Raw genomic sequence first — 19,592 nt, 5'->3', positions numbered from 1 at the left:
TCGCCTTCGCGTGACGGCGTGTCGCGGCCCTCTGCGTCGGTCAGCGCGGGCCGGGGACGACCGTCAGCACCCGCTCGATGTACTCGAAGAACGACACCATGAACCGGCGGAGCAGCGCCTCCGTCGCCTCGTTGGTGACCGTCCCGTCGTCCTCGATCAGCCCCGGCTTGAGCTGGATGTAGGCCTCCGGGGCGTTCATCTGCGGCGCCTGGAGGAAGCTCAGCACACTGCGGAGCTGCTGCTGCGCCACCGCCGTGCCGATCGGGCCGGTGGAGGCGCCGATCACGGCCGTGGCCTTGCGCGCGATCACGTTCTCGCCGTGCGGGCGGCTCGCCCAGTCGATCGCGTTCTTCAGCGCGCCGGGGATGGAGCGGTTGTACTCGGGCGTGATGAACAGCAGCGCCTGCTGCGCCGCGATCGCCGCCTTGAAGTCGCGGACGACCTCCGGGAAGTCCCCGTCGTAGTCGCGGCTGTAGAGCGGCAGGTCCGCGATCCCGATGTCGGTGAAGACCAGCTCCTCCGGCGCCAGCTTCAGGAGGGCCGTCGAGAGCCGGCGGTTGATGGACCCCGATGAGATGCTGCCGACGATGTAGCCGACCCGGTAAGGCGGTTGGAGCTCGTTGACCGTTGCCATGCCGCCAGCTTGCCCCCGGCCTCGCGCGGTGTCGAGTCCCGCGCCTGAGGCGTCCGCCGCCTCCATCTGAGTCCTACGCACGCCGGAATAGGGCATCTTCCCGATGTGGGAGGGGGTCCTTAGCGACGAGTCTGAGGTCATCGACGAAAGCAGTTCGACGAAGGGTGTGGGGATCATGATGCTGTCCGACGAGTTCGTGGCCACGCGGGTGTACGCGGGGGATGCCCAGCGGGCCGAGCACGACCGGGAGCTGGTGCGCCGCCTCCGCGAGGAGCGGGCGGAGCGCCGGGCGGAGCGGGCGGCCGGGCGCCGCCCGCGGCATGCGGCGCCGGCGGTCACGGAGGCCGAGGCCGTGCCGGTCGCGGCGCCGGCTGCGACCGCTTCCGAGGCTGCTGCGCACGCCGCGGGGGCGGTTCCCGAGGCCGCGAACGAGGAGCGGCGGGAGCTCGCCCACGCCGGGCGATGACCACCGTTCTGCCGTGGGCGAAGCGTGGCAGGACGGGGGTTCGGATGTCGGTGGTCCGTGGCACGATGAGGCCATGCGATCACCGGCCTCCAGCCCCACGATGATCGGGCGCGAGTCCGATCTCGTGGCACTGCGCGACGAGCTCGACGGGGTTCGTCGCGACGGTGGTCTGCGCGCGGTCGTGATCGGCGGGGAGGCGGGCATCGGCAAGACGCGGCTGCTCGCCGAGTTCCTGGCGGAGGCCGAGGGGTCCGCGACGGTGCTGCTCGGCCGGTGCGTCGACCTCGGCAACGACGGGGCTCCGTACGCGCCGTTCGCGGCCATCCTGCGCCGGCTCATCGAGCTGCGCGGGCTCGACGCGGTGCTGGAGGCCGCCGGCCACGGCGCGGGCGTGCTCTCCGTGCTGCTGCCGGAGCTGGCCGACGACTCCGCGGTGCCGGCGCGCACCGGGGCCGAGCGGCTGTACGAGCTCGTCACGGTCCTGTTCGAGACGCTGTCCGCCGACCGTCCGCTCGTCCTGGCGGTGGAGGACCTTCACTGGGCCGACACGGCGACGCTCGAACTGCTCCGGTTCATCGTCCGGATGGCCGAGCGCGGCCACATCCTCGTCCTGCTGAGCTACCGCACCGACGAGATCACGCGCGGCCACCCGCTGCGCGCCTACCTCGCCGAGCTGGAGCGCACCCGCCGCGTCACGCGCTGGGAGCTGGCCAGGCTCGGCCGCGGTCAGGTGGAGGCGCTCATCGAGCACCTGCTCGGCTGCGAGCCCGACGCCGCGACGGTCGATCGCGTCTACATGATGAGCGAGGGCGTCCCGTTCTTCGTCGAGGAGCTGATCGGCATCGACGGGCTCGCGACCGGCGAAGACCTGCCCGAGACGCTGCGCGAGCTGCTGCTCGCCCGGTTCGAGAAGCTCAGCGACCCGGCGCAGCGGCTGCTGCGCCTCGTCTCCGCGGGCGGGGTCTGCGTCGACCACGAGCTGCTCAGCGCGGTCTACGACGGCACGCCCGACCAGCTCGACGCGGCGGCACGGGAGGCCGTGGTCGCCAATGTCCTGGTGGCCGACTCCACGGAGTACACCTTCCGGCACGCTCTCGTGCGCGAGGCGATCCACGCCGACCTGCTGCCGGGGAGCGCGGCCGGTTCCACATGCGGTTCGCGGAGGCGCTGGAGGCCAGCCCGCAGCGCTCGGCGACCCAGCTCTCCACGCACTGGCTCGCCGCGCACGACCTGCGGCGCGCGTTCATCACCTCACTGGAGGCCATGAGCGAGGCGCGGATGTCGTACGCCTACATGACCGCCGCGGCGCTGGGCGACCGCGCCCTGGAGCTGTGGGACAGCGTGCCGGACGCCGACGAGCTGAGCAAGCCGTGGATGAAGGGCGGCGGCCGCACGGAGCTGCTGTCCCGCACCGCGTCGGCGCTGCGCAACGCGGGCGACAACGAGCGCGCGCTCGCCCTCGTCAACATGGCGCTCGAGACGGCGGAAGACCTCCCTCCCGCCCGGCGGGCGCGACTGCTGCGCGACAAGGCGCAGTACCTCCAGAACCTCAACCGCATGGGCGTCCAGGAGCTGCTGCAGAGCGCGCTCGACGTCGTCCCGCCCGGCACGCTGCCGGAGGGCGACGGCCTCCGCCTCCAGCTGCTCGCCGAACTGGCCGCCCGGTACATGCTCGCGGCCCGGTTCGACGACGCGGTCACCGTCGCGACCCAGGCGATCGAGGAGGCCGGCGACGGGTCGCCCGCACTCCGCTCGGTCGCACACAACATCCTCGGCAGCTCGCTGGTGTCCCAGGGCTCCGTGGAGCGCGGGCTGGCCGAGCTGGACGAGGCGGGGCGGCTGGCCGAGCACGACTCCGCCGCCGAGCTGCGCTACGCGGTCAACGCGTCCGACGCCATGAACAACCTCGGCCGCTACGCGGAGGCCGTGCGGCTCGCCGAGGTCGGCGTCCGCGAGGCCCGCGCGCGGGGCATCGAGCGCTCCACCGGCGTCATCCTGTCCTCCAACACCGTGGAGCCGCTGCTCGCGCTCGGCGAGCTCGACCGGGCGGAGTCGCTGCTCGAACCGGCGCTCGCCCTCGACCCGCCGCCGACCTTCCGCGCGCACCTGCAGCGCATGAAGCTGTGGATCACGCTCTGGCGCGGCGACCTCGACACGACCGAGACGCTGCTGCGCCGCTGGCACAGCGGCCTGCGCACGCTCGGCGACCTGGAGGTCCAGTCCGAGCTCGGCGTCGCCCGGCTCGCCGCCGAGGTCGCGATCGCGCGCGGCGACGCGTTCGACGCCTGGGAGCACACCGCGCCCGTGCGCGCCTCGACCCACCGGCCGCTGCCCGCCTACGACCTCCCCGTGCTGGCCGCGGCCGCGCGCGCCCTGGCGGATGTCGCGTTCCGCTCCCCCAGGAGCGCGCCGAGCGCGACACCCCGGTCGACGTGGCCGAGGAAGCCGCCCGCCTGGACGCCGCGCTCACCGCCATCGAGGACTGGCCGACCGCCGTCGCCTGGGGCCCGGTGATCCGGGCCGAGCTCGCGACCGCGCTGGCGGCCGCAGCTGATTCGGCGGCGACGGACCCGTCCGCCGCCGAGCGCTTCGACGGCGCCCGGGTGGCCTGGGAGTCCGCCGTCGAGGCGGCCGCGTCGCCGCTCGCCCCCGCCCACCTGCACCCGTACGCGCTCGTGCGCGCCGCGCGGGTCGCCCGCGCCGCCGGCGACCGCCCCGCCGCGGAACGCCTGGCCGTCGCCGGCCGCGACGAGGCCGAGCGCTCAGGCTTCGGACTCCTCACCGAGGCCGCCGCCGCCCTGATCTCGTCCCGCGGCGCCCGCGCGGCCGGTGGTGCCGCCGCCCTCGGCCCCGGCGCCCCGCTCACGGAACGCGAGGAGCAGGTCCTGGCCCTCATCGAGCAGGGCCTGAGCAACAAGCAGATCGGCGAGGTCCTGTTCATCTCCGCCAAGACCGCGAGCGTCCACGTCTCCAGCATCCTCCGCAAGGTCGGCGCAGCGAGCCGCACCGAGGCCGTCTACCGCGCGTCGCGCCCCGCCCGCTAGCCCGCGGCCTCGCCTCGCGCACAACCCACGCGCGAGGGGCACGTTGTTGTCACTTTCGCGCGCGCAAAGTGACAACAACGTGCCCTTCGGCTACCCGCGATGCGCGCTCAGCGCTCGGCGGCGACCGCGCACACGATGCACAGCTCGGTCGTCGGCCGGGCCTCCAGCCGCTGCACGCCGATCGCGCGCCCGCACGACGCGCACGTGCCGTAGCGTCCCAGCCGGATGCGCTCGCGTGCCGCGTCCACGGCCGCGATGTCCGCCGCCGTCTCCGCGCGGAGGGCGTGCAGCCTGCTCCACTCCGAGCTCAGCGTCGGGCCCTCCGGGTCGTGCTCGTCGTCGGCGGTCGACTCCGACCGTGACGACAGCAGCGAGCCCAGTGACTCCGCGAGCCGCTGCGACTCCGCGACGTCCCCCTGGCGTCGCTCGTCGAGCATCCTGTCGAAGCCCTCCAGCTCGTCGATGGTCAATCCGACGTCCTGGACGATGTAGAGCTCTCGTGTGTCCGGTGATCCGGTGTGCATCCGCGCACCCCTTCCGATTCCCCGCCGGTCAGCGTACGCCGGGGTTCTGGTATCCGACGTAGGCTCGGCGCGTGCCTTCGTTTCGTGTGATCATCCCCGTCGGCCTCCTGCGGCCGGAGGTCGCCCCGACCGAGATCGAGCCCGCTGCCGCCGCCGCGGTGGCCGAGCTGACGACCGTCGAGGCGTCGAGTGTCGACGTCGTCAGCCGGGAGGCGCGGATCACCGTGCGTTTCACCGCGGACGGCCCCCACGACGCGCTGCGCGTCGCCCAGCACGCGGTGGCCGTCCTCGGCTCGCTCGCGGAGACCGGGGACTGGCGACTCACCGAGCGGGTCGGCGGACGCTGGTTCCGCCGGGCGTGACCGCGCGGCTCAGACCGTCGCCGGCAGCGACGCCTCGATGAGCCCGACGATCCGCGGGTCGTCCGGCTCCAGCTGCGGCCGGAACCGGTGCACCGCGCCCTCCGGCGTGATGACGAACTTCTCGAAGTTCCACTTCACCTTGCCGGCCTTGCCGTCGATGTCGGGGTGCGTGGTCAGCTCGCTGTAGAGCGGGTGCGCATTGCGGCCGTTCAGCCGCACCTTCTCCATCATCGGGAACGTGACGCCCCACGTCGTGGAGCAGTACTCCTTGATCGCCTCGGTCGAGCTGAGCTCCTGGAGGAACTGGTTGCTCGGGAAGCCGACCACCGTGAAGCCGCGGTCGCCGTAGGTCTCCTGCAGCTGCTCCAGCTTCTCGTACTGCGGGCTGAGGCCGCAGCGGGAGGCGACGTTGACGACGAGGATGACCTTGCCCGAGAAGGCGGCGAGGCTGGTCGGAGCTCCATCGATGGTGTGGAACGGGATATCCATCAGGGTCATGCTTCGAGCCTACGTCCCGATACGGGTGTGTATGCGCCGTTCGGGCGAAAACCCAGGAATGCCGCGCGCGCGGCTCAGACGCTCGCGAGCGGCGCCGCCGGATCGGACGCCCACTCGTTCAGCGACCCGTCGTAGACGGTCACGTCGTCCCGGCCGAGCAGCGCCAGAGCGAGGGCGTCGGCCGCCGCCGCGATCCCGCCTCCGCAGTACGCGACGATCGGGTCGGGGAGGCGAGCACGTCGGCGAACAGGTCGCGCAGGCCCGCGGCCGGCAGGAACGCGTTGGTCCCGCGGTCGACGAGCCGCACGGCCGGCGCGCTCACGCTGCCCGGGATGTGCCGCGCGGTGAAGTCCTTCGGCGGGGCGCCGCAGACCAGCGTCCCGCTCCGGTCGCCCGCGAGGACCGCCTCCACGTCGCCGCGGTCGCTCCAGAACCCCGGCAGCTCGGCGGCGAGGAAGCGGCCGGCCGGCCGGGGCGCGACGGTCCCCGAGTCGAGCGGACGCCCCTCCTCGCGCCACTTGGTCACGCCGCCGTCGAGCACCGCGACCCGGTCGTGTCCGAACGAGCGGAACAGCCACCACAGCCGCGCGGCCCACTGCCCGACCGCGCCGTCGTAGACGACGACGGTGGTGTCGGCGTCCACGCCCAGTGCCGCCGCGGCCGCGGCGAACGCCTCCGCGCCCGGCCGCGTGAACGCGAACGGTGCGGCCGGATCGCTGAACCCCTCGAGCAGGTCGGCGAACACCGCACCGGGGATGTGCCCCTCACCGTGCCGCCCGATCCCGCTGACGTACTCCGTACGCCCGCCGTCTCCGCTGACCGCGACGACCGAGGCGTCGACCACGAGGAGGCCGTCCGACCCGAGGTGGTCGCAGAGCCACTGCGTCGACACCAGCGGCCCGGCCAGCGCGGCGCCGACCGCGGCGCCCCGGGCCTCACCCCGGCCAGGGCCTGTCGCGGAATCGGGGACGGTCGGCTCGTCGGAACGCGCGGTCGTGAGAGACATGCGCACCACGCTAACGGCAGCCTCCGACGTCGCCCTACGGGACACGCAACCGTGCGTAATGCGCGGGCAGTGCAGTCCGGTGACGTCGCCCTACGGGACACGCAACCGTGCGTAATGCGCGGGCAGCGCAGTCCGGGGACGTCGCCTAGGGGACACGCAACCAGCTGTAATGTGCGCCTCAGCACTCGATGACGTTGACCGCCAGGCCGCCCTCGCTGGTCTCCTTGTATTTGGTCGACATGTCCAGGCCGGTCTGGCGCATCGTCTCGATCACCGTGTCCAGCGAGACCAGGTGCGAGCCGTCGCCGTGCAGGGCGAGTCGCGCCGCGGAGACCGCGGTCGAGGACGCGATCGCGTTCCGTTCGATGCACGGGATCTGCACGAGGCCGCCGACCGGGTCGCAGGTGAGGCCGAGGTGATGCTCCATCGCGATCTCGGCCGCGTTCTCGACCTGGGTCGGCGTCCCGCCGAGGACCGCGCAGAGTGCGCCCGCGGCCATCGCGCACGCCGAGCCGACCTCCGCCTGGCAGCCGCCCTCCGCGCCCGAGATGGAGGCGTTCGCCTTGAACAGCGAGCCGATCGCGGTCGCGGTCAGGAGGTACTTGCGGATGCCGTCGAGCGTCGCGCCCGGCACGAAGCGCAGGTAGTAGTGCGCGACAGCCGGCACGATCCCCGCGGCGCCGTTCGTCGGCGCGGTGACCACGCGGCCTCCCGAGGCGTTCTCCTCGTTCACCGCCAACGCGAAGGCGTGCAGCCATTCCAGCGAGGTCGCGCGGCCCGGGTCGTCCTGGACGCTCTCCAGGTGCTCGCGCATCGCAGCCGCACGGCGCTTGACGCCGAGGCCGCCGGGGAGGGTGCCGTCGCCGGACAGCCCGCGCGCGACGCACTCGGCCATCGCCTCCCAGATCAGGTCGAGCCGCGCGTCGGTGGCGTCCTCGCCGTGCAGGGCGATCTCGTTGCGCCGGGCGACCTCGCAGATCGGGATGTCGAGCCGCGCGCAGATCGCGAGCAACTCCACTGCCGAGTCGTAGGGCAGCGGGTGCGCCGCACGTGCGGCGAGCTCGGCCTCCTCGCCGTCCCGCCGGATGAAGCCGCCGCCGATCGAGTAGTAGGTCTCCTCCAGGAGGGGAGCGGCTGGCGTGTGCCGTCGGCGCTGCTGCCCCACGCGCGCAGGGTGAGCGCGTTGGGGTGGCCGGGGAGGCGCGTCCGCGGCTCGAAGTCGATGTCGTCCTTGCGGAGCGGGATGTCGTGCACGCCCGCGAGCCGCAGGGTGGTGCCGTCACCGATCCCGGACCAGGCGCCGCGGACGTCGTCGGGCCGGCAGTTCTCCGGCTCGTTGCCGCGGAGGCCGGCGACCACCGCGTCCGGCGTGCCGTGCCCGATCCCGGTCGAGCCGAGGGAGCCGTAGAGGGTGCAGGTGACCTGGTCGACGTGCTCCACGATCCCGTCCGCGACGAGGCGGTCGGCGAACGCCTTCGCCGCCCGCAACGGTCCGACGGTGTGCGAGCTCGAGGGCCCGATGCCGATCGAGAACAGGTCGAAGGCGGAGACGTACGCAGTCACTTCTCCAGTGTACGTCGCAGATTGTGCGGGATTCCCGCGTGAACGTGCGCATTGGCGCAGAAATCCCGCGCAGAACTCAGGTTTCGCGAACGCTCACCCTGGCGTCACCCGGCGGGCACCAGGCGGTGTCCAGGCCGCCCTCGACGGGCGTGTACTCGATGAGGAACTGACCTCCCTCGTCCGGTCCCTCCACCACGACGCCCGGGCGGTCCCCGAGCCAGACGGTCGTTCCGACGCCGATGTCCATGCGGGTCAGACTACGCTCGCCCCGCACTCGACGCGCCACGAAAAAGAGCAACTTGAGTTGACAAATCGGATTAAGCAACTAAAGTTGCTCTCATGAACCCTCCCACCCCGGCTCCGGACCCGCTCGGCGGGGTCGCCGACGGTCTCGCGGCCGTCGTCGCACTCCGTGAGCTCGCCGACCGTCTCGAAGACGCGGAGGTCGAGCACGCCCTCCGCGACGGCTGGAGCTGGACGCAGATCGCCGACGCGCTCGGCGTCACCCGCCAGGCCGTGCACAAGAAGCACCTGCGCCGCGTCGCCGCCGCAGGCGTAGCCCTCAGGAGACGAAATGTCTGACATCCCTCCCGGAACCGCCAACAACGCCCCCGGCCAGCCGCTCTCCAAAGCCCTGCGCTCCGTGGTGATCGCCTCGGTCACCGAGGCCCAGCGCCGCAACGCCACCCTCGTGGAGGCCGAGCACCTGCTGCTCGCACTCTCCCGTGACGGCAGTGGAGCGGTCCGCGACGTGCTCGCGTCCGCCGGGCTCGACCCCGCCGGCCTGGAGGCCGCACTGCTCGCCGAACGCGAGACCAGCCTCCGCGTCGCCGGCGTCACGCCGCCTCCGGAGGAGCGGCTTGTCGCGTCGCCCCGCGTCGCCCGCCCGCGCTGGGGCGCGTCGGCGAAGGAGGCGCTCACCCGTGCCCACCGCGTCGCGTCGGCGCACCGCCGCCAGCGCTCCGGGGAGGCCGACCTCGTCACGGCGATCTTCGGACTCGAGCTCGGCACGGTGCCGCGCGCGCTGACCCTGGCGGGCGTGGACCGGCCCGCGGTCGTCGCGGCGCTGCGGAGCGTGGCCTGACGGTTCGGCCTGTTGCCGCATCCTGCCGCCCGCTTACACGGCCCGCGCGCGCCTGTAAGCGTCCGGTAAGCGCCGTGCAAGGGGCCTCCGCCACGATCGACTCATCCACCTCACCAGGAAGGACCATCATGACTCGCAGCACCGAGTGGGCCGTCGAGGCCCACGGGCTCGTCAAGGTCTTCGGCGACAACCGGGCGGTCGACGGCGTCGACCTGAACGTCCGCGCCGGCACCGTCTACGGCGTCCTCGGCCCCAACGGCGCCGGGAAGACCACCACCATCTCCATGCTCGCCACCCTGCTCCGGCCGGACGGCGGCGACGCCTTCGTCTTCGGGCACGACATCCGCAGGGAGCAGCAGATCGTCCGCCAGCTCCTCGGCGTGACCGCCCAGTTCGCCTCCGTCGACGAGACCCTGTCCGCCAACGAGAACCTCATGATCTTCGCGCGCCTGCTCGGGCTCAGCGGCCGGGAGGCGAAGGCCAAGACCGCCGAGCTCCTGGAGGAGTTCGGGCTGTCCGACGCGGCCAAGCGCCCGCTGAAGAAGTTCTCCGGCGGCATGCGCCGGCGGCTCGACCTCGCCGCCAGCCTCATCGCGCAGCCGCCGCTGATCTTCCTCGACGAGCCGACCACGGGTCTCGACCCGCGGACCCGCGCGCAGATGTGGGACACCATCCGCCGCCTGGTCTCCACCGGCTCCACCGTCCTGCTCACCACGCAGTACCTGGACGAGGCCGACCAGCTCGCCGACCGCATCGCGGTCATCGACCGCGGCCGCGTGGTCGCCGAGGGCACCGCCGACGAGCTGAAGGCGTCGGTGGGGGAGTCCTCCCTCCAGCTGCGCCTGGCCGACGCGGCCGACATCGAGGACGCCCGCCGCGCCATCTCCACCGTGCTCGGCGTGGAGGCCGTCGTCTCGCCCGAAGGCTCCCGCCTCACCGCGCCCATGCGCGACGCCGACGCCGTCACCGACCTGTTCGTCACGTTCCGCGAGGCCGGCATCCACCTCCAGGAGATGTCGGTGCAGAAGCCGACGCTGGACGAGGTGTTCCTCACGCTGACCGGCCATGGAGTCGAAGAAGAAGAGACGACCGCGGACGCCGAGACCGAGGACGCCGCAGCAGAAGGAGTCCGGGCATGACCGCCATCGCCACCATCACCCCGCCCGCCGAGCGGAACCTGAAGAACCACGTCAGCCTCCGTCAGACCCTGGCCAACACCGTCACGATGGCCCACCGCGGTCTCCTGAAGATCAAGCGGACGCCGGAACAGCTGTTCGACGTGACGCTGCAGCCGATCATCTTCACGATCATGTTCGCCCTGCTGTTCGGCGGCGCGATCACCGGCAGCGTCTCGGGCTACCTGCCCTACCTCATCCCCGGCATCCTCGCCCAGACCGTCATCACGACCTCGGTGGTGACCGGCGTGCAGCTCCGGGAGGATATGGACAAGGGCGTGTTCGACCGGTTCAAGTCCATGCCGATCGCGCGGATCGCGCCGCTGTCCGGTGCGCTGCTCGCCGACACGCTGCGCTACGCGATCGCGACCACGATCACCTTCGTGACCGGCTTCTTCATGGGCTACCGGCCGGCGGCGGGCCTCGGCTTCGTGATCCTCGCCGGCCTCCTCGTCATCGTCTGCGCCTGGGCGATCAGCTGGATCTTCGCGTTCTTCGGCGTGATCGCGCGCACGGCGGGGTCGGTGCAGGGCATCTCGTTCCTGGTGCTGTTCCCGCTGACGTTCTTCTCGAACGCGTTCGTGCCGGTGAACACGCTCCCGCAGTGGCTGCAGTGGTTCGTCAACATCAACCCGGTCTCGCACCTGGTGACGGCGGTCCGCGACCTCGCCAACAACGGCACCTTCGGCGTCGACGGCTGGTGGGCGCTGCTCGGCGCGGCCGTGATCGTCGCGGTGTTCGCCCCGCTCACCGTGCGGGCGTACATGCGGAAGGCGTAGCCTCCCGTCCACGGACAGCGGCCGTCGCATCCTGCGGAGGGATGCGGCGGCCGCTCCGCGCACGGCAGCGGCGCGTCAGACCCGCACGCCCGCCAACAACTCCAACCCCCGGACCGCGGCCGCATCCCGCCCGATCGCAGCCGCAGCAGCCTGCGCCGCCTCCAACCGCTCCGCGCCCCACGTCCGCCGCACCCGCTCCGCGAGCGCCGGCCGGTGGAGGCTCTCGATGTCCTGCCGCGAGTTCGCGCGTGCCGCGAGCGCGAACAGCTCCAGCCCTGCGTCGACCCACTCGTCGCCGCGGGCCGTGCCGACCTCTGCGTCGAGCATCCAGATCGCCACGCCGAGGAGGCCGGTGCCGACCACGGGCTTGTCGAGGTACGACGGGCTCAGCCGGGCGTTCACCAGGACGCGCACCCGCAGCCGGCGCACCGCCTCCGCGGTCTCGGTGCCGGTGAGCGGGTCGCCGTCCGGCATCCCGGCCTCCTGCGCCCGCAGCCGCGCGGCGACCAGCGCAGCGCCCAGGATCGTCAGCCACGGGTTCGCGACCGCGTCGCGCTCGGCGGCGGTGTCGTCCGTGTAGACGCCGATCGCCTCGTCGTACAGGCGCACGCCGCGTGCGTAGTCACCCTCCGCCAGCGCGATCTCCGCCATGCCGGCGAAGCCGATCCCGTAGTAGTCGACGTAGTCGAAGCCGGTGCGGTCGACCTCCTCGTGGAGGTAGTCCTCCAGCAGGGCGCGCCCGCGATCCACGTCGCCTGCGGAGATGGAGTTGACCGAGATCAGCCAATCGAGCTGGCGCAGGTCGCCCGCTGCGCGCAGCGTCGCGAGGCCTTCGTGGGCGCTCGCGGCCCAGGCGAGCGCCTCGTGCGGGTGCGCGAGCTGGCTGTGGAGCTGGGCCAGGCTCTGCGCGGCCGACGCGCGTGACCAGGTGTCCTGCGCCTCGATCGCCTTCTCGTGCGCCCGTGTCGCGCTCGCGAGCGCGTCGTCCAGTTCGCCCGCGTTCTCCTGGAGTTGCGCCGTCAGGAGGCTGCCCATGGCGGCGAGCTCGGGATCGGCCGAGCGGCTGAACTCGGCGAGCAGGCGCATCCCGGGCTCCACGTGCCCGGCGGCGAGGACCAGGCTCGCGATCGCGCCGAGCCGCGGGTCGGCGAAGGGCGCGCCACGGCGGAGCCGGCGCAGGCGCGAGATCGCGCGGACGGCGGTGCGCAGGCCCGCGTAGAGGAAGGTGCCGCCGATCAGCGCGTAGCAGGCGGCCGCGGCTTCCCGGTCGTCGCCCTCCGGCTCCCACCCGGCCAGCGCGTCGAGCACCGCGGCGCCGAAGCCCAGCACCTCGGTGTGGGTGCTGCGCAGCGACCAGTAGTACGCCAGCACCGCGAACACCGCGGCCGTCGTCGCGGGCCGGTCGCCGTCGATCGCCGAGCGGAGCACCGCGACCAGGTTGTCCTGCTCGGCGGTCACGAGGGCGAAGGTCGGCACCTGGTCCGGGCCGTGCATGTGGGCCATCGCCTCGCGCGCGAACGCGACCGCCCAGGCGTCCACTCCGGCCTGCACGTCGCCGGCCTCCGCGGCCGCGGTCAGCTCCAGGTCGCCGAACTCGCGGACGGTCTCCAGCATGCGGTAGCGCAGGATGCCGGTGTCCTGATCCTCCGAGACGGTCACGAGCGACTGGGCGACGAGCGCGTCGAGGTCGTCGAGCACCGACGCTGCTCCGGCTCCTGCGACCGCCTCCGCCGCCTCGGCGCTGAAGCCGTCGGGGAAGGTCGAGAGCCGGCGCATCAGGGCCTGCTCCGACGCCGCCAGCAGGTTCCAGCTCCAGTCGATCACCGCGAACAGGGTGCGGTGGCGTTCCGGCGCGGTGCGCTCGCCGCCGGTCAGCAGCGCGAAACGGTTGCCGAGCCGCCGCTCGATCTCCTCGACCGACAGCGAGCGCGTGCGTGCGGCGGCCAGCTCGATGGCGAGCGGGAGGCCGTCGAGCCGCGCGCACAGCCGGGCCACGGCCTCCGGCGGCAGCACGACGCCGGGACGCGCGGCCCTGGCGCGCTCGCGGAAGAGCTCGACCGCCGGGCCGTCGTCGTCGGAGGGCAGCGGGCCGAGCGCGTAGACCCGTTCGGCGCCGATCGCGAGCGGGGCGCGGCTCGTGGCGAGCACCCGCACGCTCGGCGTGGCCGAGAGGATGTCCTCCACATAGGCGGCGGCCGCGTCGATGATGTGCTCGCAATTGTCGACGATGAGGAGCGTCTCGCGCTCGGAGAGCAGGCCGAGGATGCGCGAGCGCAGGTCGAGCTGGGCTCCCGGCTCGGCGAGGCGGGCGGTCCTGGCCTCCCGGATGCCGAGGGTGGTGGCGAAGGCCAGCTCGACGTCCGCTCCGGTGCGCACGCCGGCGAGCTCGACCAGGACGACGGCGGGCGTGTGGATGGCGCGGTGGCCGACCTCGTGGGCCAGCCGGGTCTTGCCGAGGCCGCCGGCGCCGAGGATCGTCGTCAGGCGGGAGGTGGCGACCAGGTCCTCCACGGCCTCCAGGTCGTACTCGCGTCCGACCAGTGCGTTCGGGGCGGTGCGCAGTCCGATCCGGACCCGGCGCGGCGAGGCGGGCTCGCGCTCGTCCTCGCGCTGGTCCTCCTCGGCGAGCAGGCGGGCGTTCAGGGCGACCAGCTCCGCGCCGGGACGCGTGCCGAGGCGTTCGCGCAGGGCCTCCGTCAGGTCGGCGTACGCGAGCAGGGCGTCGCTGCGGCGGCCGGCGTCGGCGAGGGTGCGGATCCGTTCGGCGTGCAGGGACTCGTCCAGCGGGCGCAGGCGCAGCAGCTCGTGGAGGTCGGCGAGGGCTGTCGTGGAGTCGCCGCTCTCGCGCGCGGCCCGGGCGCGGGCGACGAGCAGCTCGGCGCGGAGCTCGGCGGCGGTTCGCGCCAGCTCCTCGCCGAGGCGGGAGCCTGCCAGCTCCAGCCCCGGCTCGCCGCGCCAGAGCGCGAGGCCGGAGTCCGCCTCGCGGAGCGCGTCGCCGTGCGCGTCGGCGGCCAGAGCGCCGCGGGCCCGTTCGAGGTGGTGCGCGGCGAGGTCCAGGTCGGTGCCGTGCGCACCGACGGCCAGCGCGTAGCCGCTCGCCGTGGACTCCAGGATGCCGTCGGCGCTGCTCGTGCGCACCCGGGAGACCAGCGTCTGCAGGGCCGCGCGCTCCTGCCGCGGGGGAGCGTCGTCCCAGAGGTCGTCGACGAGCGCAGGGACCGAGCGGCCGCCCGGGGCGAGCGCCAGCGCCACGATGAGGCTCTTGCCGCGCGTGCCGGACGGCTCGGCGAGCGCGCCGGTGCGGTCCTCGACGAGCACCGGGCCGAGCACGGCGACACGGGGGCGGGAGGGCGCGGAATCCACTTGCCGATTTTAGCCAGGGCCGGGCGTTCCGTGCCGCGCCGCGCGTAGGCTTCGGGCATGGCGTTCGACTGGTCGCACTTCTACGAGAAGCAGGGCGGACGCGGCGTCCGGCCGACCTTCGAGTCGGCGCTCGCGGCGTGGGACGGGCCGGCGGGGACCGCCGTGGACCTCGGCTGCGGCGACGGGGTCGAGACGCGCGACCTCGCCGAGCGCGGCTGGCAGGTGCTCGCCGTGGACTCCGATCCGGCGGTGGACGAGCGGGTGCGTGCAGGGCTGGACCCGGAGGCCTCCGGCCGCGTGTCGACGCGTTGCGCCACCTTCGAGGCGCTCGGGGAGCTGCCGCGCGCCGAGCTCGTCTACGCCGGGTTCGCGCTGCCGTTCTGCGACCCGACGCGGTTCCCCTACCTGTGGGCGGACATCCGGGACGCGATCGAGCCCGGCGGCGTGTTCGCGGGCGAGCTGTTCGGTCCGCACGACGAGTGGTTCGGGCGGCCGGGGATGAACTTCCACGACCGAGCGGGGGTGGAGGCCATGCTCACCGGGCTGGAGGTCCTGCGGCTGGTCGAGGACGACCGGCGCGGGATGTCGTTCGAAGGGCCGAAGCACTGGCACGTGTTCCACATCGTGGCGCGGGCGTGATCGCGAACTCCTCCACAGCAACTGCCTCCTGGCGACTTCTCCACTGATTTCGCGCTGGCCGTTTTCGCACGTCTCCGCCCGCTCAGGATGGACCCATGACATCCACCGACAGAAAGGCACCTGCACAATGCATCCCACGCTGCTAAACTGCATGCATGCCCATTTCAATCACCATCCGCTCCGTTCCGGACGAGGTCCGCGACGAGCTCGCGGCGCGTGCGGCGCGCTCGGGGCGATCACTTCAGGAGTACCTCGTGCATGAACTCACCCGTCTCGCCGGCAAGCGCACGGTCGACGACGTCCTCGACAGCATCCGCCGCCGCGCGGAGCACTTCCCGCCCCTCGACCGCGAAGCCGTGGCCGACATGATCGCCCGGAGCCGCGAGTGACCGCGGTGGCGGCCGCCGTGCGACGCACGGCGGCCCTCGCCGCGCATCCCTCGGCGGCGTCCGCCGACCCGTTCCCGCACGACTTCGGTCTGCCGGAGACGGTCATCGTCGACACGTGCGCCGTCATCGACCTCCTCGTCGACCCCGGCGAGAACGGCCGGGCCGTGGCCGAGCGCCTGCGCGGCCGCGACCTCGCCGCGCCCGATCTGATGTTCGGCGAGGCGGCAAACGTCCTGCGCAAGCTGCGCCTGCGGGGCGACCTGAGCGACGCCGAGGCGTCGATGGCCTACGCCGAGCTCCTGGAGCTCCCCATCGAGCCGTGGCCGTTCGAGACGGTGGAGCAGCGGGTGTGGGATCTGCGGGGCACCCTCAGCGGGTTCGACGCGACGTTCGTCGCGCTGTCCGAACTGCTCACGGCCCCGCTCGTGACGACCGACAAGCGGCTCACGCGGGCGATGGAGTCGCTGCCCGCGGTGAAGGGAGGTCGGCTGAAGGCCGTCGACGAATAGGTCAGCGAATAGCTCAGCGCAGCGTCTTGCGGGCGGTGATCTGGCCGGTGTCGAAGCCGAGCAGGTGAAGTCCGCCGTGGAAGCGGGCGTGCTCGATCTTGATGCAGCGGTCCATCACGACCGTGAGGCCGAGGGACTCACCGTACTGGGCGGCCTCCTGGTTCCAGATGCCGAGCTGCACCCAGACGGTCGGCGCGCCGACGGCCACGGCCTCGTCGATCACGCTGGGGATGTCGCTCGCGCGGCGGAACACGTCCACGATGTCCGGCACCTCGGGAAGTGACGCGAGATCCGGGTAGGCCTTCTGCCCCAGGATCGTGTCGGCGTTCGGGTTCACGAAGTACACGCGGAAGTCGCTCGACTGCTGAAGGTACGTCCCGACGAAATAGCTGGAGCGCGCCGGGTTCGCCGACGCGCCGACGATCGCCACCGACTTCGCGGCGCGAAGGATGCGGAGACGCTCCTTGGCGTCGGGGCCGGTCCAGGTGCGCTGCGACTTCAGGAGCTTCGCCAGCGGCGAGTCGGACGGGAGGAGCAGCTCAGGCCGTTGACGAGCTGGACCTCGGTCGTGGTGGCGTCCGTTTCGGCCGTGGTCGTCATGCTGCCGCCTCCTTCGCCGCTGCGCTGAGCGCCTGGTCCAGATCGTAGATGATGTCGTCCACATCCTCGATGCCGACGCTGATGCGCACGACGCCGGGGAGCACGCCCGCGTCGAAGAGCTGCTGCTCGGTGAGCTGCGCGTGCGTCGTGGAGGCGGGGTGGATGACGAGTGTCTTCGCGTCGCCGATGTTCGCGAGGTGGCTCGCGAGGTTCACCGACTCGATCAGGCGCTGGCCGACCTCGCGTCCGCCCTTCACGACGAACGAGAACACGCTGCCCGGGCCCTTCGGGAGGTACTTCTGCGCGCGCCCGTGATGCGGGTGCTCAGGAAGGCCGGCCCAGAAGACCTTCTCGATCCGGGGGTCCTGGTCGAGCCACTCGGCGACCGCGCGGGCGTTGTCGACGTGCGCCTGGATCCGGTAGGGGAGCGTCTCGACGCCCTGCGCCAGCAGGAACGCGGAGTGCGGGGCGAGCGACGGGCCGATGTCGCGGAGCTGCTCGGCGCGCAGCCGGGTGAGGAAGGCGTACTCGCCGAAGTTGCCCGACCACTGCAGTCCGCCGTACGACGGCACCGGCTGGCCGAACAGCGGGAACTTCTCCGTGTGCCAGTCGAAGCGGCCGCTCTCCACGACGACGCCGCCGAGGGTCGTGCCGTGGCCGCCGAGGAACTTCGTCGCCGAGTGGATGACGACGTCCGCGCCCCACTCGATCGGCCGGTTCAGGTAGGGCGTGGCGATGGTCGAGTCGATGATCAGCGGGACGCCGGCGGCGTGGGCGACCTCGGCCAGCCCCTCGATGTCGGCGATCTCGCCGGACGGGTTGGCGATCGTTTCGGCGAACACCAGCTTGGTGCGGTCGGTGATCGCCGCCGCGTAGTCGGCCGGGTCGGAGCTCTGCACGAACGTCGTGTCCACGCCGAACCGGCGCAGCGTCACGTCGAGCTGCGTGATCGAGCCGCCGTAGAGGTTGGCGGACGCCACGATGTGGTCGCCGGCCCCGGCCAGTGACGCGAAGGTGATGTACTGCGCGCTCAGCCCGCTCGCGGTCGCGACGGCGCCGATGCCGCCCTCCAGGCTCGCGACGCGCTCCTCGAACGCGGCGACCGTGGGATTCTCCAGCCGGGAGTAGATGTTGCCGTACTTCTGCAGGGCGAAGCGGGCGGCGGCGTCCGCGGTGTCGTCGAACACGAACGCGCTGGTCTGGTAGATCGGCAATGCGCGCGCCCCGGTCACGGGGTCGGGGATGTTGCCCGCGTGGATCGCACGGGTCCGGAAGCCATATTCGCGATCAGCCATGCCGCCACGCTACCCGAGGCCGCAGGAGCCGGTCGGGCGGATGCCGTAACACGCGGTCATCCGAATCGGTCCCGCGCGGCGGCCGTGCACCGCCCGTGCTCAGGCTGCGTCGCTACCCTGGAGGAGATCGCAGCACCGCGATCCCGGACGACGGTTCAGTACCCGGCACGCGACAAGACTGGCCAAGGAGTCGTCATCGTGTCGTGGATCGTCCTCATCCTCTCCGGCGTGCTCGAAGCCGTCTGGGCGACGGCCCTCGGGAAGTCCGCCGGGTTCACCCGCCTCTGGCCGTCCGTCGTGTTCGTCGCCGGCCTGCTCGCCTCGATGGGCGGGCTCGCGTACGCGATGCGCGAGATCTCCACCGGCACGGCCTACGCGGTCTGGGTGGGCATCGGTGCAGCGCTCACCGTGCTCTACGCGATGGTCTTCGGCGGCGACGGCTTCTCGATCGTGAAGCTCCTGCTCATCCTCGGCCTGGTCGGTTGCGTGGTCGGGCTGAAGCTCGTGCGCTAGCGCGCGGGATCATCGCTCAGGCAGCCGACACCCACACCGCGCCGAGTGCCAGCGCCGCGATCAGGGCCCACGAGAGCAGCCCCGTCGCGAGCGCCCGCCAGCCCGTTCCGAGGAGGGTGCGCAGCCGGACCGCGGTTCCGAGGCCGAAGAGTGCCATCGCGAGCAGGATCGTCTGCAGCGTGTCGGCGCCGTCGGTCACGGCGGCGGGGAGCGGTACGAACGAGCGGATCAGCACGGCGGCGATGAAGCCCGCGACGAACAGTGGGACGACCGCAGGGCGCTTGACGCTCGGGTCGCCCTCCACCCGGCGGCGGCGCTCGACGATCGCCGCGATCGCCACGGTCGGGGCGAGCATGAGGACGCGGGTGAGCTTGACGACGATCGCCACGGACAGCGCGGCGGGGCCCGCGATCTGCGCCGTCGCGACCACCTGGCCGACGTCGTGGACGCCGCCGCCGACCCAGTGACCGAACTGCAGGCCGGAGAGGCCCAGCGGATGCCAGAGCAGCGGCAGCACGAAGATCGCGAGCGTACCGCACAGGGTGACGAGCGCGACCGGGGTGGCGGCCTCCTCGTCCTTCGGCTTCACGACACCGCTCATCGCGCCGATCGCGGACGCGCCGCAGATGGAGAAGCCGGTCGCGATCAGCAGCGGCTGGTGGCCCGGGAGGCGGAAGAGCCGGCCGATCAGGAAGGTCCCGGCGAAGCTGAACACCACGATCCCGACGGTCGTCAGGATGGCGACCCAGCCGAGCCCGGCGATGTCGCCGAGGCTGAGCTTGAGGCCGAGCAGTACGACGCCGATCCGCATCAGCCGCTTCGCGCTCACCGCGAGGCCGGGGGCCAGCACGCCGCCGAGGGCGCCGCGCGCGGCCGGGATCTGCCCCACGACGATCCCCAGCACGACCGCCGCCGTGAGCAGCGGCACCGCCGGCGCCAGCCAGTGGATTCCCCAGGCCGCGGCCGCAGCGAGACCCGCCGCGACGACGCCGGGCAGCCACGCCAGAGCCGAGCGGGCGGGGGAGGGTGCGGGCGGAGTGGCGGGTGAGGTCACCTCCCCATTCTTGCGTCCCCGCGCACGCGCTCCCGACACGGGCCGCGGCGGCCGGCTCGCGAATCCCAAGCATCTACCTGACAGAACACGCCGCC

At 72.7% G+C, this 19,592-nt stretch carries 22 protein-coding genes, 2 pseudogenes and 1 riboswitch; of the genes and pseudogenes, 13 read left to right on the top strand and 11 right to left on the bottom strand.

What is annotated here, in order from left to right; all coding sequences use genetic code 11:
- Window positions 1-40 precede the first annotated feature (40 nt).
- Window positions 41-634 (bottom strand): NADPH-dependent FMN reductase, encoded by a 594-nt coding sequence (locus ACQ86L_RS06005; RefSeq protein ID WP_434318088.1) that lies wholly within the window; start codon window positions 632-634, stop codon window positions 41-43.
- A gap of 175 nt (window positions 635-809) precedes the next feature.
- On the opposite strand from ACQ86L_RS06005, the gene ACQ86L_RS06000 reads away from it, so the two are divergent.
- From ACQ86L_RS06000 to ACQ86L_RS05985, 4 genes are all read left to right on the top strand, one after another.
- Complete coding sequence (locus ACQ86L_RS06000; RefSeq protein ID WP_434318087.1) at window positions 810-1,100, top strand: hypothetical protein; 291 nt, start codon at window positions 810-812, stop codon at window positions 1,098-1,100.
- 73 nt (window positions 1,101-1,173) lie between these two features.
- Window positions 1,174-2,367, top strand: a complete 1,194-nt coding sequence (locus ACQ86L_RS05995) for an ATP-binding protein (protein ID WP_434318086.1) — start codon at window positions 1,174-1,176, stop codon at window positions 2,365-2,367.
- A complete protein-coding gene (locus tag ACQ86L_RS05990; protein ID WP_434318085.1) occupies window positions 2,250-3,614 on the top strand; it encodes a tetratricopeptide repeat protein in 1,365 nt (454 codons plus the stop codon). The genes ACQ86L_RS05995 and ACQ86L_RS05990 overlap by 118 nt, the downstream gene beginning before the upstream one ends.
- Window positions 3,533-4,144: a helix-turn-helix domain-containing protein gene (locus ACQ86L_RS05985; RefSeq protein WP_434318084.1), complete on the top strand. Its 612-nt coding sequence runs from the start codon at window positions 3,533-3,535 to the stop codon at window positions 4,142-4,144. Before ACQ86L_RS05990 ends, ACQ86L_RS05985 begins: the two co-directional genes overlap by 82 nt.
- 107 nt (window positions 4,145-4,251) lie before the next feature.
- Here ACQ86L_RS05985 and ACQ86L_RS05980 read toward each other — a convergent pair whose 3' ends face one another.
- A complete protein-coding gene (locus ACQ86L_RS05980; protein ID WP_345834388.1) occupies window positions 4,252-4,668 on the bottom strand; it encodes a TraR/DksA family transcriptional regulator in 417 nt (138 codons plus the stop codon).
- A 71-nt stretch (window positions 4,669-4,739) separates the two neighbouring features.
- On the opposite strand from ACQ86L_RS05980, the gene ACQ86L_RS05975 reads away from it, so the two are divergent.
- The gene (locus ACQ86L_RS05975) at window positions 4,740-5,030 is read left to right on the top strand and encodes a hypothetical protein (protein ID WP_434318083.1); all 291 of its coding nucleotides are present in this window, start codon (window positions 4,740-4,742) and stop codon (window positions 5,028-5,030) included.
- A 9-nt stretch (window positions 5,031-5,039) separates the two neighbouring features.
- Here ACQ86L_RS05975 and ACQ86L_RS05970 read toward each other — a convergent pair whose 3' ends face one another.
- From ACQ86L_RS05970 to ACQ86L_RS05950, 5 genes and pseudogenes are all read right to left on the bottom strand, one after another.
- Complete coding sequence (locus ACQ86L_RS05970; RefSeq protein WP_345834390.1) at window positions 5,040-5,528, bottom strand: glutathione peroxidase; 489 nt, start codon at window positions 5,526-5,528, stop codon at window positions 5,040-5,042.
- Between the two features lie 74 nt (window positions 5,529-5,602).
- Entirely contained in the window at window positions 5,603-5,722 is a 120-nt protein-coding gene (locus tag ACQ86L_RS05965) for a hypothetical protein (protein WP_434318850.1), read from the bottom strand.
- On the bottom strand, window positions 5,668-6,534 hold the full coding sequence (locus ACQ86L_RS05960; RefSeq protein ID WP_434318082.1) for a sulfurtransferase: 867 nt from the start codon (window positions 6,532-6,534) through the stop codon (window positions 5,668-5,670). Before ACQ86L_RS05960 ends, ACQ86L_RS05965 begins: the two co-directional genes overlap by 55 nt.
- Before the next feature lie 178 nt (window positions 6,535-6,712).
- Window positions 6,713-8,097, bottom strand: a pseudogene (locus ACQ86L_RS05955) (L-serine ammonia-lyase).
- Between the two features lie 76 nt (window positions 8,098-8,173).
- Window positions 8,174-8,344, bottom strand: coding sequence for a hypothetical protein (locus ACQ86L_RS05950; RefSeq protein WP_434318081.1), 171 nt, complete (start codon window positions 8,342-8,344; stop codon window positions 8,174-8,176).
- A 92-nt stretch (window positions 8,345-8,436) separates the two neighbouring features.
- Here ACQ86L_RS05950 and ACQ86L_RS05945 point away from each other — a divergent pair, with 92 nt between their 5' ends.
- The 4 genes from ACQ86L_RS05945 (at window position 8,437) to ACQ86L_RS05930 (ending at window position 11,135) form a co-directional block, all read left to right on the top strand.
- Window positions 8,437-8,679: a helix-turn-helix domain-containing protein gene (locus tag ACQ86L_RS05945; protein WP_345834394.1), complete on the top strand. Its 243-nt coding sequence runs from the start codon at window positions 8,437-8,439 to the stop codon at window positions 8,677-8,679.
- The gene (locus tag ACQ86L_RS05940) at window positions 8,672-9,181 is read left to right on the top strand and encodes a Clp protease N-terminal domain-containing protein (RefSeq protein WP_434318080.1); all 510 of its coding nucleotides are present in this window, start codon (window positions 8,672-8,674) and stop codon (window positions 9,179-9,181) included. The genes ACQ86L_RS05945 and ACQ86L_RS05940 overlap by 8 nt, the downstream gene beginning before the upstream one ends.
- 128 nt (window positions 9,182-9,309) lie before the next feature.
- The gene (locus ACQ86L_RS05935) at window positions 9,310-10,320 is read left to right on the top strand and encodes an ATP-binding cassette domain-containing protein (protein ID WP_434318079.1); all 1,011 of its coding nucleotides are present in this window, start codon (window positions 9,310-9,312) and stop codon (window positions 10,318-10,320) included.
- The gene (locus ACQ86L_RS05930) at window positions 10,317-11,135 is read left to right on the top strand and encodes an ABC transporter permease (RefSeq protein ID WP_434318078.1); all 819 of its coding nucleotides are present in this window, start codon (window positions 10,317-10,319) and stop codon (window positions 11,133-11,135) included. Before ACQ86L_RS05935 ends, ACQ86L_RS05930 begins: the two co-directional genes overlap by 4 nt.
- Before the next feature lie 75 nt (window positions 11,136-11,210).
- Here ACQ86L_RS05930 and ACQ86L_RS05925 read toward each other — a convergent pair whose 3' ends face one another.
- A complete protein-coding gene (locus ACQ86L_RS05925) occupies window positions 11,211-14,498 on the bottom strand; it encodes an ATP-binding protein (protein WP_434318077.1) in 3,288 nt (1,095 codons plus the stop codon).
- Window positions 14,499-14,555: 57 nt separating this feature from the next.
- Here ACQ86L_RS05925 and ACQ86L_RS05920 point away from each other — a divergent pair, with 57 nt between their 5' ends.
- The 3 genes from ACQ86L_RS05920 (at window position 14,556) to ACQ86L_RS05910 (ending at window position 16,035) form a co-directional block, all read left to right on the top strand.
- Complete coding sequence (locus ACQ86L_RS05920; RefSeq protein WP_345834399.1) at window positions 14,556-15,137, top strand: class I SAM-dependent methyltransferase; 582 nt, start codon at window positions 14,556-14,558, stop codon at window positions 15,135-15,137.
- Window positions 15,138-15,292: 155 nt separating this feature from the next.
- Window positions 15,293-15,526, top strand: a complete 234-nt coding sequence (locus ACQ86L_RS05915) for a FitA-like ribbon-helix-helix domain-containing protein (protein WP_345834400.1) — start codon at window positions 15,293-15,295, stop codon at window positions 15,524-15,526.
- A complete protein-coding gene (locus ACQ86L_RS05910) occupies window positions 15,523-16,035 on the top strand; it encodes a type II toxin-antitoxin system VapC family toxin (protein ID WP_434318076.1) in 513 nt (170 codons plus the stop codon). Before ACQ86L_RS05915 ends, ACQ86L_RS05910 begins: the two co-directional genes overlap by 4 nt.
- Before the next feature lie 13 nt (window positions 16,036-16,048).
- Here ACQ86L_RS05910 and ACQ86L_RS05905 read toward each other — a convergent pair.
- Both ACQ86L_RS05905 and ACQ86L_RS05900 read right to left on the bottom strand, forming a co-directional pair.
- Window positions 16,049-16,635 (bottom strand): annotated as a pseudogene (locus ACQ86L_RS05905) (CoA-binding protein).
- Complete coding sequence (locus tag ACQ86L_RS05900) at window positions 16,632-17,930, bottom strand: O-acetylhomoserine aminocarboxypropyltransferase/cysteine synthase family protein (protein ID WP_434318075.1); 1,299 nt, start codon at window positions 17,928-17,930, stop codon at window positions 16,632-16,634. Before ACQ86L_RS05900 ends, ACQ86L_RS05905 begins: the two are co-directional and overlap by 4 nt.
- A 122-nt stretch (window positions 17,931-18,052) precedes the next feature.
- Window positions 18,053-18,117: riboswitch (guanidine-III (ykkC-III) riboswitch) on the top strand.
- A gap of 11 nt (window positions 18,118-18,128) precedes the next feature.
- Between ACQ86L_RS05900 and ACQ86L_RS05895 the strand changes: the two genes are divergently transcribed.
- Window positions 18,129-18,443, top strand: coding sequence for a DMT family transporter (locus tag ACQ86L_RS05895; RefSeq protein ID WP_434318074.1), 315 nt, complete (start codon window positions 18,129-18,131; stop codon window positions 18,441-18,443).
- Between the two features lie 16 nt (window positions 18,444-18,459).
- Here the strand turns inward: ACQ86L_RS05895 and ACQ86L_RS05890 are convergent, their stop codons facing one another.
- On the bottom strand, window positions 18,460-19,497 hold the full coding sequence (locus tag ACQ86L_RS05890; protein WP_434318073.1) for a YeiH family protein: 1,038 nt from the start codon (window positions 19,495-19,497) through the stop codon (window positions 18,460-18,462).
- Window positions 19,498-19,592 lie beyond the last annotated feature (95 nt).

The sequence above is a fragment of the Leifsonia sp. P73 genome, assembly GCF_051059105.1.
In the GTDB taxonomy this organism is placed as follows: Bacteria; Actinomycetota; Actinomycetes; order Actinomycetales; family Microbacteriaceae; genus Leifsonia.
The sequence above is the reverse complement of the archived record's forward strand: the minus strand, read 5'-3'. Positions and strand labels throughout refer to the sequence as shown.

Excerpts from the sequence above, each read along its gene's own strand:
- ACQ86L_RS06005 (WP_434318088.1), bottom strand. The coding sequence starts at position 634 with ATGGCAACGGTCAACGAGCTCCAACCGCCTTACCGGGTCGGCTACATC.
- ACQ86L_RS06000 (WP_434318087.1), top strand. The coding sequence starts at position 810 with ATGATGCTGTCCGACGAGTTCGTGGCCACGCGGGTGTACGCGGGGGAT.
- ACQ86L_RS05995 (WP_434318086.1), top strand. The coding sequence starts at position 1,174 with ATGCGATCACCGGCCTCCAGCCCCACGATGATCGGGCGCGAGTCCGAT.
- ACQ86L_RS05990 (WP_434318085.1), top strand. The coding sequence starts at position 2,250 with ATGCGGTTCGCGGAGGCGCTGGAGGCCAGCCCGCAGCGCTCGGCGACC.
- ACQ86L_RS05980 (WP_345834388.1), bottom strand. The coding sequence starts at position 4,668 with ATGCACACCGGATCACCGGACACACGAGAGCTCTACATCGTCCAGGAC.
- ACQ86L_RS05970 (WP_345834390.1), bottom strand. The coding sequence starts at position 5,528 with ATGACCCTGATGGATATCCCGTTCCACACCATCGATGGAGCTCCGACC.
- ACQ86L_RS05960 (WP_434318082.1), bottom strand. The coding sequence starts at position 6,534 with ATGTCTCTCACGACCGCGCGTTCCGACGAGCCGACCGTCCCCGATTCC.
- ACQ86L_RS05950 (WP_434318081.1), bottom strand. The coding sequence starts at position 8,344 with ATGGACATCGGCGTCGGAACGACCGTCTGGCTCGGGGACCGCCCGGGC.
- ACQ86L_RS05945 (WP_345834394.1), top strand. The coding sequence starts at position 8,437 with ATGAACCCTCCCACCCCGGCTCCGGACCCGCTCGGCGGGGTCGCCGAC.
- ACQ86L_RS05940 (WP_434318080.1), top strand. The coding sequence starts at position 8,672 with ATGTCTGACATCCCTCCCGGAACCGCCAACAACGCCCCCGGCCAGCCG.
- ACQ86L_RS05935 (WP_434318079.1), top strand. The coding sequence starts at position 9,310 with ATGACTCGCAGCACCGAGTGGGCCGTCGAGGCCCACGGGCTCGTCAAG.
- ACQ86L_RS05930 (WP_434318078.1), top strand. The coding sequence starts at position 10,317 with ATGACCGCCATCGCCACCATCACCCCGCCCGCCGAGCGGAACCTGAAG.
- ACQ86L_RS05920 (WP_345834399.1), top strand. The coding sequence starts at position 14,556 with ATGGCGTTCGACTGGTCGCACTTCTACGAGAAGCAGGGCGGACGCGGC.
- ACQ86L_RS05915 (WP_345834400.1), top strand. The coding sequence starts at position 15,293 with ATGCCCATTTCAATCACCATCCGCTCCGTTCCGGACGAGGTCCGCGAC.
- ACQ86L_RS05900 (WP_434318075.1), bottom strand. The coding sequence starts at position 17,930 with ATGGCTGATCGCGAATATGGCTTCCGGACCCGTGCGATCCACGCGGGC.